The following is a 14462-nucleotide window of genomic DNA, read 5'->3' as shown; positions in this document are numbered from 1 at the left end:
AACTGGACCTTATTCTTCCCTGGCAACAGAGCTTTACGACCCGAAGGCCTTCCTCACTCACGCGGCGTTGCTCCATCAGGCTTTCGCCCATTGTGGAAGATTCCCTACTGCTGCCTCCCGTAGGAGTCTGGGCCGTGTCTCAGTCCCAGTGTGGCCGTTCACCCTCTCAGGTCGGCTACGCATCGTCGCCTTGGTGAGCCGTTACCTCACCAACTAGCTAATGCGCCGCAGGCCCATCCTTTAGTGACAGATTGCTCCGTCTTTCCCAGCCCCCTCATGCGATGAGGCTGCTTATCCGGTCTTAGCATCCGTTTCCGAATGTTATCCCGGTCTAAAGGGCAGGTTGCCTACGTGTTACTCACCCGTCCGCCGCTAACCTTCTCGGAAGCAAGCTCCCTCGAAGGTCCGCTCGACTTGCATGTATTAGGCACGCCGCCAGCGTTCGTCCTGAGCCAGGATCAAACTCTCCATAAAAGGTCCAACGGACCGGTTTATCGAAGAGCCGTTTGGCTCCAAATTCTTCTGGCTTGTCTCGCAAGAAAACTCTTGCTTGACGGTGTTTCGAATTACGCTCGATGTTCAGTTTTCAAGGAGCAATCGCTTGGCCCGTAGGCCTTCGCTTTCGCGCCGCCGTTCAGCGGCGACTCAAATAATATATCACGATCCATTCGCCTATGCAATACCTTTTTTTAAAATTTATTAATGGAATATTTTTACAATCTTTTCGATCTCCGCTTCGCCTCGGACCGCTTTTTCCGGCGCCCGAACGTCCGCGCTTAGTCTTCAAAAAACAAAAACCGGAAACCGCCTTTCGGCCGTTATCCGGTTTAACCTGCGCCCGCTCCCGTCAGGCGGAGTAGATCGAACTGATATACAGATCGCGTTGCTTGTTCAGATTAATAATTTCTCCGGAAACGGAGATCATAGGTCGAGTCGGATGTTGAGCGTCGGTAAAAACGATCTCGCCGACCCGGTTGTCGTTAAGCCGAACCAGCATGCCGTTGTGAAAATGCGTCGCCCGTTCGATAAACGTCCGCACGAACAGCGGATCGAGCTTGCCGAACGATTGGGACTGCAATTCCTCCAGCACCAGATAGGGCGACTGGGCTTGCCGCTGATTGCGCGCCGTCGTCATCGCATGATACATATCCGCAATGGCGACGATTTTGGCATAGGGATGAATTTTGTCGCCGGTGATTTTCATGGGATAGCCGCTTCCGTCCAATCGTTCATGATGCTGCAGAGCCGCAAGCGCCACGCCTTGATTCAGGGAAGGAACGCCCTCAAGCAAGCGGAAGCCGTACACCGTATGCTGCCTCATCTCCTGAACTTCCTGCGGCGTTAATGAGCCCGGCTTGTGAAAGATCGCCGGATCGATGCGGACATTGCCGATATCATGCAAAAGACCCGCAAACGCAATTTGCAGCCAATCCTTTTCCGGCAGCTTGCACCATTTGGCCAGCTTATAGGAGGTGAGCGCCGCAAGAACGCTGTTGCGGATCCACCTTTCGGCCGGCTTCACGGTTGGGGGAGGAACGAATGTCAAAACATTATATTCGTCGATGCTGCCGAGCAGCTCCTGGAGTTTGTTGCGGAGCTCAAGCACGGGCAATTTTTGTCCGGGTCCCGTCAACGCCGCCGAGCGCTCCAGCAATCGCTCCATCTCCAAAAACTTTTGCTGCAGCGGCAAAAGCGCGGCTTCGGGGGCCGTCTCCTCCGCTTGTTCCTTCGTTTCGGCCAGACCGTCGCGACGTACGTCTACATTCGCAATGAGAAACGCGCGCAAAATCTCCAGATCCCGCCCGGACAAAACCCTTCCTTCGGGAAAAAGAAGGCTGCCTAACGGCGTCAGCACATCCGCGGCCAGACAGTCGCCTTCCCGTACCTGTGTTACGGACAACACCGGCATGACGTTCTACCTCCCGACCAACCCGGTTATTCGCTCTCATCGTTAATCGGTTCCGACTCTCCCGTATCTTCGCTGCTGGGCGCCCGCGCGACGGACGCAACCGCTTCGTCGTCCCTAATATTGATCAGCTTTACGCCTTGCGTAATGCGGCCCATCGTATTGATTCCCGACATGCTCGTCCGGATCAAGGTGCCGGAAGTCGTGATGATCATCAAATCCTCATCGTCTTTGACCACTTTAAGGCTGACGACCGATCCGTTCTTTTCCGTTACGTGAAGCGTCTTGATGCCTTTGCCCCCGCGCGTCTGGCTGCGGTATTCGGTCATCGGCGTCCGCTTGCCGTAGCCTTTGGCCGTCACGATCAGCACATCCCGGTCCGGATCGACGACGTCCATATCGATGACGGTGTCGCCTTTTTCGAGCTGAATGCCTTTGACGCCGGTCGCCGCACGGCCCATCGGGCGCACGTCCTGCTCGGAGAAGCGAATGGACATGCCCTGCGCCGTGCCCATAACGATTTCCTGGTTGCCGTCGGTCAGCTTCACGCCGATCAGATCGTCGTCTTCGCGCAGGGAAATGGCGATCAACCCGACCTTGCGGATATTGGCGTAATCGTCCAGCGGGGTCTTCTTGACAATCCCGTTCCGGGTGGCGAAGAACAAATAGCGGTTCGACTCCATCGACTCGACCGGAATCACGAAATTGATCGTTTCCCCCTGATCGATCTGGATAAGGTTGATTATCGGCGTTCCCCGCGCCGTCCGGCTCAATTCCGGAATTTCGTACGCCTTCAGCCGGAACACCCGTCCCCGGTTCGTAAAGAACAGCAGGTAATGGTGCGTGTTGGAGACGAACAGATGCTCGATAAAATCGTCTTCCTTCGTGTCCATTCCGACAACGCCCCGGCCGCCGCGCTTTTGGCTGCGATACGTCGACACCGGCAATCGTTTGATATAGCCCGTGTGCGTCATCGTAATCACCACATCGTCGCGCGGAATGAGATCCTCGTCGAGAATCTCGTTGTCAACGGCCGTAATCTCCGTCCGCCGCTCGTCGCCGTACTTGGTTTTAATCTCTTCCAGCTCTTCGTGGATGATGTTCAGCACGAGCTGTTCGTCACCGAGAATCGCTTTGTATTCGGCTATCTTCTGCAGCAATTCGTTATATTCCTGCTCGATTTTCTCGCGTTCCAAGCCGGTGAGACGGCGCAGACGCATATCGAGAATCGCCTGCGCCTGATCGAACGACAAGCCGAACCGTTCAATCAGGCCGTTGCGGGCATCTTCGTCGGATTGCGAAGAGCGAATGAGCGCGATGACTTCATCCAGATGATCCAGCGCAATCCGCAATCCCTCGAGAATATGGGCTCTGGCTTCGGCCTTTTTCAGGTCGTATTCCGTCCGCCTGCGGATGACTTCGACCTGATGTTGGAGGTAATGCTGCAGAACTTCCCGCAAGTTCAAAATCTTCGGCTCTTTGTTTACAATCGCGAGCATGTTGATGCCGAACGAGGATTGCATGGACGTGTGCTTGTACAAATTGTTCAGCACGACGTTCGGATTGACGTCCCGGCGAAGCTCGATGACGACCCGTATACCGTTGCGGTCCGATTCGTCGCGCAGGTCGGTAATGCCGTCGATCTTTTTTTCGCGAACCAGTTCCGCGATCTTTTCGACCAAGCGGGCTTTGTTGACCTGGTACGGAATTTCCGTCACGATGATCCGCGCCTTGCCGTTTACCTCCTCGATCTCGGTCCGCGCCCGGATGGTGATGGAGCCGCGCCCGGTCATATAGGCCGAACGGATGCCCTCCCGCCCCAAAATAATGCCCGAGGTCGGGAAATCCGGTCCCTTGATATATTCCATCAAATCAAGCGCCGTCAGCTCCGGATTGCGGATCAGCGCTTGAACGCCGTTAATGACTTCGGTCAGGTTGTGCGGAGGAATGTTCGTGGCCATCCCGACGGCAATCCCCGTCGTACCGTTGACCAGAAGGTTGGGGAACCGCGACGGCAAAACTTCCGGCTCGGTTTCTTCCCCGTCGTAGTTCGGAACGAAGTTGACCGTCTCCTTGTTGATGTCGCGAAGCATTTCCATCGCGATCTTCGACAGCCGGGACTCCGTATACCGCATGGCAGCCGCCATATCGCCGTCGACGGACCCGAAGTTGCCCTGGCCCTCCACAAGCATGTAGCGCATGGAAAAATCCTGCGCCATCCGGACCATCGCTTCGTAAAGCGCAGAGTCGCCATGAGGGTGGTATTTACCCATGACATCGCCGACGATCCGCGCCGATTTTTTGAACGGCTTGTCCGGCGTAACCCCAAGTTCCGACATGCCGTACAAAATGCGGCGGTGCACCGGCTTCAATCCGTCCCGAACGTCAGGCAGAGCACGAGCTACGATCGTGCTCATGGCATAATTCAAAAACGATTCCCGCATCTCGAGACCGATATCACGGTCGCGAATTTGGGAGCGTTGTTCTTCCGTCATGAAGATCCTCCTTCTTCGTTACCAACGAACACCACAACCGTTCAGCCGTCATACTGTAAAAAGGATGAATAATTCCATTATAGCATAATGTTACGGGAAAGGTTGGATGAGCCGGATGCCGATCCGCCGTGTCCAAAGCAAACGGGCCAAAACCGATGCGCTGCTTGCGGACCCCGAATTGAAAGAGTATATTCCGGAGACCCGTCTGTTCAGCCGGAATACGGTGAACGAATTGCTTCACAAATACGGGATGATTTACGTCAAGCCGGTGAGCGGCACGTTCGGTTACGGCGTCATCCGCCTGGAATGGAAGGCGAAATACGTGCTGCCGTATCTGTTGCAGTCCGGCGAACGCAAGTTCCGGTTCCGCTCCTTTGACGGCATGTACCGAAAGCTTCTTCGCCTCAAGTTCCGAAAAAGGTATATTTGCCAGCAGGGCATTGAGCTGCTTAAGCATGAAGGCCGCCGGTTCGATTTTCGCGTAATGGTCCAGCACAATCTTTCGTCGAACTGGGAATCGACCGGCATTATCGGCCGGCTCGCCCATCCCCGGAAAATCGTGACCAATTATCACAACGGCGGCACTCCGCATCCCTTCGAAACCTTGATGAACGGCTATTTCAGCGACAAAGAGAAGATGAAATCGTATCGGGACACGCTCATGGCGCTGGGAGAAAAAGTCGCGCAGACGCTTGAAAAAGCGTTTCCCGGCATCAAGGAAATCGGAGTGGACATTGCCGTCGACGCAAATCTGAAACCCTGGATTCTCGAAGTCAACACGCTTCCCGATCCGTTTCTGTTTCGCAAGCTCCCGGACGCCGCCGTCTTTCGGCGCATTTACCGGTACGCCGCCGCTTACGGCCGCTTCCGCCGCCGAACCTAAGGGAGCTGAAAACAAACAACCCGCCGTTTCGCACCCGCCCGCGGGGCATACCCCTTGTCGGGTCCGGTGCGATGGCGGGTGAAATCGCGGTTTTGGCCGCAAGGTTTAAACATCCAGATTTTTCACGAACTTGCCGTATTGTTGGATAAACTCCCGGCGCGGCTCGACGTTGTCTCCCATCAGCATATCGAACATGAGATCGGCCTTCATCGCGTCCTCGATGCGGACCTGCAGCATCGTGCGGTTGTTCGGGTCCATCGTCGTGTCCCACAGCTGATCCGCGTTCATCTCGCCCAGACCTTTGTACCGCTGAACGTTCACCTTGGCGCCTTCGCCGAATTCGGCGATGATCCGGTCCCGTTCGGCTTCGTTCATGGCGTAGCGAACCACCTTGTTGCGCTCGATCTTGAAAAGAGGCGGCTGAGCGATATAGACGTAGCCCTCTTCGATAAGCTGCCGCATGTACCGGTAGAAGAAGGTGAGCAGAAGCGTGCGGATATGCGCTCCGTCGACGTCGGCATCCGTCATGATGATAATCTTGTGGTACCGGGCTTTCGTGATATCGAAGTCGTCGCCGATACCCGTGCCCAGCGCCGTAATGATCGCGCGGATTTCCATGTTCGACAGAATGCGGTCAAGGCGCGCCTTCTCGACGTTCAAAATTTTGCCCCGAAGCGGCAAAATCGCCTGAAAGTTCCGGTCCCGCCCCGATTTGGCCGATCCGCCCGCGGAGTCGCCCTCGACGATGAACAGTTCGCTGATCGACGCGTCCTTGGAGGAACAGTCGGCCAGCTTGCCGGGAAGCGAACTCACCTCAAGCGCGCTTTTGCGTCTGGTCAGCTCCCGCGCCTTGCGCGCAGCCTCGCGGGCCCGCGAAGCCTGCAGCGATTTTTCGACGATTTTGCGCGCGACGGACGGATTCTCGTTCAGAAATTCCATCAGCTTGTCGGCAAACAGCGATTCCACGATGCCGCGAACTTCGCTGTTGCCGAGCTTTGTCTTCGTCTGGCCTTCGAATTGCGGTTCCGGGATTTTGACGGAGATGATCGCCGTCAGCCCTTCGCGCACGTCGTCCCCGGTCAGGTTCGCTTCGTTTTCCTTGATCATGCCCGATTTGCGGGCGTAATCGTTGATGACGCGGGTAAGGGCGCTTTTGAATCCGGACTCGTGCGTGCCGCCTTCGTGCGTATGAATGTTATTGGCAAACGAATAGATATTTTCCGTATAACCGTCGTTGTACTGCATGGCGATTTCGCACTGGATATAATCCTTGCTGCCTTCCACGTAAATCGGCTGTTCGTGCAAAGGCTCGCGCGTGCGGTTCAAGTACGTGACGAACTCCTTGATGCCGCCGTCAAACTTGAACGTATCGCTCATGCCCGTTCTTTCGTCCTTGATGTTAAGCTCGATTCCCTTGTTCAGAAACGCGAGCTCGCGAATGCGTCCGACCAGCGTATCGTAGTCAAACTCGGTCGTTTCCGTAAAGATTTCCGGATCGGGTTTGAAACGGGTCTGCGTCCCGGTTTCGTCCGTTTCGCCGACGACGATCATATCGTACTGCGGCACCCCGCGGCGGTATTCCTGCTGGTAAATGTGTCCGTCCCGTTTGACGCGGACCGTCACATGCTCCGAAAGGGCGTTGACGACCGAGACCCCGACGCCGTGCAAGCCGCCGGAGACCTTGTAGCCTTCTCCGCCGAACTTGCCGCCGGCGTGAAGCACGGTCATGACGACTTCCAGCGTCGATTTTTTCAGTTTCGGATGCTCCCCGACCGGAATGCCCCGGCCGTTGTCGGAAACCGTAATGCTGTTGTCCTCGTGGACCGTCACATCGATCCGGGTGCAATAGCCGGCCAATGCTTCGTCGATGCTGTTGTCGACAACCTCCCACACCAGATGGTGCAGGCCTTTGCCGCTAGTCGAACCGATATACATACCCGGACGTTTGCGTACGGCTTCCAAGCCTTCCAGAACCTGAATTTGACTCTCGTCATACGTATGCTGTTGCGTATTCACGGACAAACCCTCCACCGCCTTCTTTCGTTAACGCATTGCCACCCCGGGACCGACAGGCGAAACGGCGCCGACGCGCCGTTAAGTCCCGCTATAGATCAAGCAATTGATGGGCCCTTTTCTTCAACGTGGACGAGGAAATGGGCGAATAGTACACTTTCTCTTCCGTGACGACGATCGACTTCGGCTCTTCATCCCCGATGGTCTCCACTTCGCGGTTCTTGCGGGCATGCGCCACGAATTGCCTGGACAGCTTGGAGGACTGCTCGATGGAAATATCAAAAATAGCCACAAGCTGCGACGTCCGAATGATTTTCTCTCCGCCGAGATGAATGTACATGCCGCGCCTCCCGTTGCATGATTCGCTCCCGGTCCGCAGAACGGACCGTTCTTTCAGCCGACGATTTCTCCTCCACGGACTTCATAAACGGCCGCATCCTTCAAACGGTTCATATTTACGCTCTCCAGTCCGGTCGTCGTAATAAACGTCTGAACCCGGCTCTGGAATGTCTCGATCAACTGGGTTTGCCGCTGCTGGTCCAGCTCCGACAAAACATCGTCCAGCAGCAGCAGCGGATATTCTCCAATCTCTTCGCGCATAAGCTCCAGTTCCGCCAGCTTAAGCGACAAAGCCGCGGTCCGCTGCTGGCCTTGCGACCCGAAGGATTGCACGTCCTTCCCGTTAATGTAGAACGCCAAATCGTCCCTGTGCGGACCTACGAGCGTCGTGCCGCGGCGAAACTCCTGCTCTTTGCCTTGTGTTAACTTTAACATAAATTGCTGGAATAAAGAAGCTTCATCTTGGAAGCCGGCGTCATCGTCGATTCCGAACGATGGGCGATATTCAACCGTCAGCTGTTCGCTTCCGGCCGTAATGCCGTAATGGATTTTCTCTGCCCATCCCTGCAGCTTACGTATAAAGGTTTTCCTTTTTTGCATCATTTTAACACCAAAGGAAACCAATTGTTCATTCCACACGTCCAGCATCGCCTGCGAAGCTTTGGAGGCGTCGGTGGATTTCAGGTAATTGTTGCGCTGCTGCATGATTTTCTGATATTGCTGCGAGTCGTGCAAATAGCCGGGGTGCACCTGGCCGATCTCCATATCCATGAACCGGCGGCGCACACCCGGCGAACCTTTGACGATATCGAGATCTTCCGGCGCAAACAGCACCACGTTAAGCGTCCCTACGAACCCGCTCAGCTTGCGCTGCTCCAGTTCGTTGACCTTCGCCCGCTTGCCTTGGGGGGACAGCTGCAGCTCCATCGAAATCTTCCCGTATTTGCGGGTCAGCTCGGCGCGGATCCGGGCAAAGGGCTGATTCCAGCCGATCAGCTCCTTATCCTTGGACGTGCGGTGGGATTTGGTCAGAGCCAGGACGTGAATCGCTTCCAGCAGGTTGGTTTTTCCCTGCGCGTTCGGACCCACCAAAATATTGACGCCGGCGCTTGTATCCAGCGTCAGCCGTTCGTAATTGCGGTAGCCTTGCAATTCCAACCGATTCAGCTGCATGCCCTGATTCCTTTCCCGCGGCATCTATCCGGTTCGTACGACAAACGCGCCGAAGCCTTCCACCTCGACCGAATCGCCCGGCACGATCTTGCGCCCTCTGCGATCCTCCGGCTGGCCGTTGACCCGGATCGGCGTCTCTTTGACAAACCGTTTTACCTCTCCGCCGGTTCCGACGCAGTCGGTCAGCTTGAGCAGCTGACCGAGCGTGATATATTCCGTGGTGATCGTAATTTCCTTCATCGCTTCTCGCCTCAATTCGTGGTCCGATAAGGAAGAATAAGATGCAGGGCGTTGTCGTGGTCCCGCGGCTTGATAATAATCGGGCTCATCGGTCCGGTAAAGCCGATAAACAGCTGCTCGCTGTCGGTTACCTTGAGCACGTCCAGCATATATTTCGAGTTGAAGGCGATCCGCAACGGCTCGCCGGTCAATTCCACCGCTTCAAGCTGCTCCTGCATCCGTCCCAGTTCGGAAGAACTGGATAGAATTTCTACATTCCCGTTTTCCGTTGTCGTCAAACGGACGATGTTCGTCTTCTCCTCCCGGGACAGCAAGTACGCGCGGTCGAGCGCATCGCCGAGCGCCCGGGTGTGAAGAACGAGTTCTGTTTTGTAGCTGGTCGGAATAATCTTGGTGGTATCGGGGAACGTTCCGTCCAGCATCCGCGTGAAGAACAGCACGTTGCCCAGCTTGAACAGCACCTGGCTGTCCGCGACGACGATATCGATCAGCGTGTTCTGCTCGGGGATGATTTTCGACAACTCGTTTAAGGTTTTGCCGGAAATGACGACATTGCCGAAGCGGATGTCCGGATCGGCGTCGATTTTGATCGACGATGTCGCCAGACGATGCCGGTCGGTCGCCAGAAATTTGAGCACGCCGTCCTGAAGGTTCCACAGCACGCCGGTCAATACGGGCGTCGATTCGTTGGTCGTAACCGCAAACACCGTTTGGCGGATCATCGATTTGAGCAGGTCGCCCGGCACGCTGAATACTTTGTCCTCTTCCAACACGGGAAGAACGGGGAACTCTTCCGGATCCATGCCGACGATCTGGATTTCGCTCGATCCGGAATGGATCACGGTTTGGAACCGTTCGCCTACGTCGATGTTCACTTCTTCATGGGGAAGCTTGCGCACGATTTCGGCAAAAAATTTAGCGGGCAAAACAACGCTGCCGCTTTGGGTGACGGTAGCGATGTGCTTGTCCGCCGTTTCTGCGGGAATGTAGCTTTGAATCGATATATCGGTATCGCTGGCGGTAAGCGTAATCCCCTGTGCGTCGGCGTCGATCTTAATGCCGCTCAAAATCGGAATCGTGGTCCTGGAGGAAACGGCTTTGACCGTCTGCTGCACCGCTTCGTTCAATTCGTTGCGTGATATGGTCAGTTTCATTGACGCACCTCGTCATTTTTTTGCTTAAAGTAGCATATTTAAATATTTAAGGTCGTAGTAGTAGGCCGAGTGGATATGTGGATAAGTCGAAAAAACGCGAAAACGGAGCCTATCCACATGTGCATCTTTTGTGTACAGGCTTTCCGTTTTTCCACTGCGCAATTTCGTTTCTGATGCCGAATCAAGTCAGATTTTTGATTTTCTCCGTCAACGTTTGAATGATCTTGTATAATTCCTGGTCCGTTTTGAGCTGGTTGCTGATTTTCTCATGGGCGTGGATGACGGTCGTATGGTCCCGTCCTCCGAACGCTTCGCCGATTTTCGGCAGGGAATAGTCCGTCAGCTCGCGCGACAAATACATGGCGATCTGCCGCGGAAAAGCGACGGCTTTCGTCCGTTTGCGCGCCTTGAAGTCCTCCAGCTTGAGACCGTAGAATTCGCCGACCCGCTGCTGGATGTCCTGAATCGTGATCACCCGGTTTCGGTTGGAAGGCAGGATGTCTTTGAGCGCTTCCGCAGCCAGATGCGTCGTGACGTCCTGGTTCGTCAGGGACGAGTAGGCGACGATCCGGATGAGGGCGCCCTCCAGCTCCCGAATGTTCGAGTCGATCATGTTGGCGATGTACACCATCGCTTCGTTTGGAATATCAAGGTTTTCCGCCTTCGCCTTTTTGCGGAGAATGGCGATCCTCGTTTCCAAATCCGGCGGCTGAATGTCGGTGATGAGTCCCCATTCAAAGCGGGAACGCAGCCGCTCTTCCAGCGTCGGAATCTCCTTCGGCGTGCGGTCGCTGGAAATGACGATCTGCTTGTGTTCCTCGTGCAAGGCGTTAAACGTGTGGAAAAATTCTTCCTGCGTTCCGTCTTTGCCTGCCAGAAACTGAATATCGTCGATCAGCAGCACGTCGATGTTCCGGTACTTGTTGCGAAAGCTTTCGCCGCGGTTGTCCCGGATGGCGTTGATGAACTCGTTCGTGAATTTCTCGGACGAGATGTAGAGCACCTTCATATGCGGATTGTGTTCCAATATGTAGTGCCCGATCGCGTGCATGAGATGCGTTTTCCCGAGTCCCACGCCTCCATAGAGAAACAGCGGGTTATACGCTTTGGCCGGCGCTTCTGCGACGGCGAGCGATGCGGCATGCGCAAAACGGTTGCCCGCCCCGATGACGAACGTGTCGAACAAATACTTCGGATTGAGCATGGAGACGTTCTCTTCGGAAGGCGCGGGCTTGACAACTGGAGTTTGAAGAAATGGCGCTGGCGGGTCTGTCGGTCGATTCTCTTCGATCGTGAATTTCACTTCCACGGGTCTCCCCAAAAATTCGGAGAGCGTGGAAACGACCAGCTTCGTGTAACGGGTTTCCAGCCATTCGGCCGCGAACGTCGTGGGAGCCGTGACCAGAACCATCCCTTCGCTCAGGAAGGTCGCCTTGGTCGCTTTGAACCACGTGTCGAAGCTGGGCTTGCTCAGCTTGGTTTGAATGACCGACAAGACTTGCTGCCAGATCTCGCTGCTTCGGTTGTCCACATGAAGTCACTCCTTTAACCCAACAGGCGGACGAAGGGAGCGGAAATGTCGAAAAAAAGGCGAGATCGACAAGTTATCCACATAATTCCCTGAATTCTTTATCTAAATGTCCATAAGAAGGGGATGTTGTTCACAACTTTATACACAGGTTGTTAATAAATTTAAACCGCAAATCAGTTATCCACGGAAAAATATCGAACTAATCATAGCAGATCAACCCGCGAAATTCAATGAATTTGACCCTGTTATCCACAAATTCAATAACTTGTGGATGAATTCTGTGCACAACACTAGATATTGTTGATAAATTGTGTGATAATTCGACAAATACCCGGATAACCGCCAAAATGCGTTTTATTTATACACATGTGAATAACGCTGGCAAGCCTCTCGTTTTCCGTTTCCCGGCTTCGTTGGAGGTTGGATTGACATTTTACCGATCTTGTGTTTTAATAGAAAAACCTGAGTTTTTATGATAGGGGGTATTGAACGGTGGGTCCGACATTTAAGCCGAATGTCAGCAAGCGGAAAAAGGTTCACGGCTTCCGCAAACGCATGAGCACCAAGAACGGACGCAAAGTTCTGAAAGCTCGCCGTCAAAAAGGACGGAAAGTGCTGTCCGCTTAAGGATAAAGACCACGAGAGGTGGTCTTTTTTCTTTATTTGTGGACGATGATAATGAAGAAATGCGTCTTGGTCGATGCGCGATAACAGGCAATGGAGCGGTGTGAAATGCAAAGAAAGCTGCGGCTTCGGAAAAGGGAGGATTTCAATCGCATATACCGGCAGGGACGTTCGTTCGCGAATTCGCAGTTCGTCGTTTACTGGCGCAAGCATCCCGAGACCGAGCGGTTCCGGCTGGGCGTTTCCGCAAGCGGCAAGCTGGGCGGAGCGGTCGTTCGCAACCGGATGCGAAGAATGGTTAAGGAAATCGTGCGGCATCACGCCCACCGGCTGGAGGAAGGGACCGATCTCATCCTGATCGTGCGCAAGCCGGCGCTTTCCCTTTCGTATTGGGAAATGGAAAAAAGCGTGCTGCATGTGCTGCGCAAAGCCGGTTTGCTCAAAGGGTCTTCGCCGTCCGCCAAAAACGACAACGGAAAAGGGATCGGAAACGGTTACCCGAAGTCGAAAAACGGTTTTCCGCGCGCTTTCCATTGTCTTTAATATTATGGTATATTGAATGTTAGAGCCGTTTGGATAAAACGGGTATATGCAAGCGTTTTTGGGACAAGCGCTACAGTTTGGTCCACGCACATGCTCGAGAGGAGTTTTTGGTGTTGTTGCGAAATCGCAAATGGTGGGTCGTCAGCGGTGTGCTGCTGTCGGCGGTTCTTTTATTGTTGATGTCGGGCTGCGCGCCTTCTCCGACCCAGGCTACGACAACGGAAAGCATGCTGGAGGGCAACTGGTGGCAGCGCAACGTCGTCTACTGGTTCTCTCTAATGTTGGATACGTTTGCGGATTGGTTCAACGGGTCGTACGGCTTATCGATTTTGCTGCTTACGATTATCGTGCGGACGCTGATCTTGCCGCTTATGATCAAGCAGTACAAGAATACGAAGGCGATGCAGAAGCTGCAGCCGGAAATCATGAAGCTGCGGGAGAAGCATAAAGACAATCCGCAGAAAATGCAGGAAGAGATGATGAGGCTCTATCAGGAGCATCAGGTCAATCCGCTGGCGGGATGCTTCCCGCTGCTGATTCAAATGCCGATTTTCATCGCGCTCTACAACTCGATTTATATGAACAGCGCGATCCGGACCCATTCGTTCCTGGGGCTCGAGCTCGGATTGGCCCCGTCGCAATCCGGCACATGGTACTATTATCTGGTTCCTGTCGTCGCGGCGCTTACGACGTTCATCCAGTCCTGGATGATGGTCGTCCTGCAGCCGCAGCAGCAGATGGGACCGATGAAAGTGCTGATGTTCATCTTCCCGATCATGATTTTCGTTATGGCGCTTTCGTTCCCCGTCGCGCTGCCGCTTTACTGGATTTACAGCAACCTTTACACGATCGTTCAAAACTATTTCATGTATGGTCGTGATCGTTCCTCGAAACCGGAAGTAACTTCTGGCAAGGAGGCCAAAGTTCATGCAAAAGCTGGTGGCGTCAGGAAAAACGGTAGAAGAAGCGCTAAGAAACGGTCTTGATCAGCTCGGCGTCGGACAAGACCGGGTCAAATATTCGGTGCTGGAGCAGCCCAGCAAGGGATTGTTCGGCCTGTTCGGCGTCAAGGAAGCGAAGGTCGAGATCGAGCTGATTCCGGATGGTGTGGAAGAAGCGCTGCGTTTTCTTCACGATGTGACCGAGGCGATGAACGTGAAGGTGAAAGTGGAGCGGATCGATGAGCCGGGCGGCGTCCGGGTCAACTTGACGGGCTCGGATCTGGGCATCTTGATCGGCCGGCGCGGGCAGACGCTCGATTCCCTTCAATTTCTCATGAACATCGTGGCCAACCGGCATTCCGACCGTCACCTGAAAATCGTGCTGGATGCCGAGAACTTTCGCGAGCGCCGGCGAAAAACGCTGGAGTCGCTGTCGGATCGGATGGCAAGCCAGGTCGTTCGGACGCGCAAGGAGATTGTTCTCGAACCGATGAGTTCGCAGGAGCGCAAAATCATTCACGCGCGCCTGCAATCCCATCCTCACGTGAAAACGTACAGTAAAGGCGATGAACCGAACCGAAGCATCGTCATTGCTTTGAAATAACGGACCCGACTACGCA

The 14462-nt window shown here is 54.5% G+C and carries 12 protein-coding genes, 1 rRNA gene and 1 pseudogene; 5 read left to right on the top strand and 9 right to left on the bottom strand.

Annotated elements, in window-relative coordinates; all coding sequences use genetic code 11:
* The 3 genes from F560_RS0106955 to gyrA form a co-directional block, all read right to left on the bottom strand.
* Positions 1 to 474, bottom strand: a 16S ribosomal RNA gene (locus F560_RS0106955); the annotation flags it as partial.
* A 373-nt stretch (positions 475 to 847) separates the two neighbouring features.
* Complete coding sequence (locus F560_RS0106950) at positions 848 to 1909, bottom strand: HD-GYP domain-containing protein (RefSeq protein WP_019004998.1); 1062 nt, start codon at positions 1907 to 1909, stop codon at positions 848 to 850.
* A gap of 26 nt (positions 1910 to 1935) precedes the next feature.
* On the bottom strand, positions 1936 to 4401 hold the full coding sequence (gyrA, locus tag F560_RS22715) for a DNA gyrase subunit A (RefSeq protein WP_019004997.1): 2466 nt from the start codon (positions 4399 to 4401) through the stop codon (positions 1936 to 1938).
* Positions 4402 to 4507: 106 nt separating this feature from the next.
* Between gyrA and F560_RS0106940 the strand changes: the two genes are divergently transcribed.
* Positions 4508 to 5284 (top strand): YheC/YheD family protein, encoded by a 777-nt coding sequence (locus tag F560_RS0106940; RefSeq protein ID WP_019004996.1) that lies wholly within the window; start codon positions 4508 to 4510, stop codon positions 5282 to 5284.
* A gap of 105 nt (positions 5285 to 5389) precedes the next feature.
* Here the strand turns inward: F560_RS0106940 and gyrB are convergent, their stop codons facing one another.
* The 6 genes from gyrB to dnaA form a co-directional block, all read right to left on the bottom strand.
* Positions 5390 to 7300 (bottom strand): DNA topoisomerase (ATP-hydrolyzing) subunit B, encoded by a 1911-nt coding sequence (gene gyrB / locus F560_RS0106935; RefSeq protein ID WP_026298139.1) that lies wholly within the window; start codon positions 7298 to 7300, stop codon positions 5390 to 5392.
* A gap of 88 nt (positions 7301 to 7388) precedes the next feature.
* The gene (gene remB, locus F560_RS0106930) at positions 7389 to 7637 is read right to left on the bottom strand and encodes an extracellular matrix regulator RemB (RefSeq protein WP_019004994.1); all 249 of its coding nucleotides are present in this window, start codon (positions 7635 to 7637) and stop codon (positions 7389 to 7391) included.
* 53 nt (positions 7638 to 7690) lie between these two features.
* Positions 7691 to 8809: a DNA replication/repair protein RecF gene (gene recF, locus F560_RS0106925; protein WP_026298138.1), complete on the bottom strand. Its 1119-nt coding sequence runs from the start codon at positions 8807 to 8809 to the stop codon at positions 7691 to 7693.
* Between the two features lie 24 nt (positions 8810 to 8833).
* On the bottom strand, positions 8834 to 9049 hold the full coding sequence (yaaA, locus tag F560_RS0106920) for a S4 domain-containing protein YaaA (protein ID WP_019004992.1): 216 nt from the start codon (positions 9047 to 9049) through the stop codon (positions 8834 to 8836).
* Positions 9050 to 9060: 11 nt separating this feature from the next.
* Positions 9061 to 10203: a DNA polymerase III subunit beta gene (gene dnaN, locus F560_RS0106915; RefSeq protein ID WP_019004991.1), complete on the bottom strand. Its 1143-nt coding sequence runs from the start codon at positions 10201 to 10203 to the stop codon at positions 9061 to 9063.
* A gap of 181 nt (positions 10204 to 10384) precedes the next feature.
* The gene (dnaA, locus tag F560_RS0106910; RefSeq protein WP_019004990.1) at positions 10385 to 11734 is read right to left on the bottom strand and encodes a chromosomal replication initiator protein DnaA; all 1350 of its coding nucleotides are present in this window, start codon (positions 11732 to 11734) and stop codon (positions 10385 to 10387) included.
* A 492-nt stretch (positions 11735 to 12226) separates the two neighbouring features.
* Between dnaA and rpmH the strand changes: the two genes are divergently transcribed.
* The 4 genes and pseudogenes from rpmH (at position 12227) to jag (ending at position 14446) form a co-directional block, all read left to right on the top strand.
* The gene (rpmH, locus tag F560_RS0106905; protein ID WP_019004989.1) at positions 12227 to 12361 is read left to right on the top strand and encodes a 50S ribosomal protein L34; all 135 of its coding nucleotides are present in this window, start codon (positions 12227 to 12229) and stop codon (positions 12359 to 12361) included.
* A gap of 105 nt (positions 12362 to 12466) precedes the next feature.
* Positions 12467 to 12808, top strand: a pseudogene (rnpA, locus tag F560_RS0106900) (ribonuclease P protein component); the annotation flags it as partial.
* Between the two features lie 206 nt (positions 12809 to 13014).
* Positions 13015 to 13887 (top strand): YidC/Oxa1 family membrane protein insertase, encoded by an 873-nt coding sequence (locus F560_RS0106895; protein ID WP_019004987.1) that lies wholly within the window; start codon positions 13015 to 13017, stop codon positions 13885 to 13887.
* Positions 13829 to 14446, top strand: a complete 618-nt coding sequence (gene jag / locus F560_RS0106890) for an RNA-binding cell elongation regulator Jag/EloR (RefSeq protein WP_019004986.1) — start codon at positions 13829 to 13831, stop codon at positions 14444 to 14446. Before F560_RS0106895 ends, jag begins: the two co-directional genes overlap by 59 nt.
* Positions 14447 to 14462 lie beyond the last annotated feature (16 nt).

Origin of the sequence: Cohnella laeviribosi DSM 21336 (assembly GCF_000378425.1) — a bacterium.
Taxonomy (GTDB): domain Bacteria; phylum Bacillota; class Bacilli; order Paenibacillales; family Paenibacillaceae; genus Cohnella; species Cohnella laeviribosi.
Note: the sequence above shows the minus strand (reverse complement) of the source record. Positions and strands in the feature narration are given on the sequence as shown.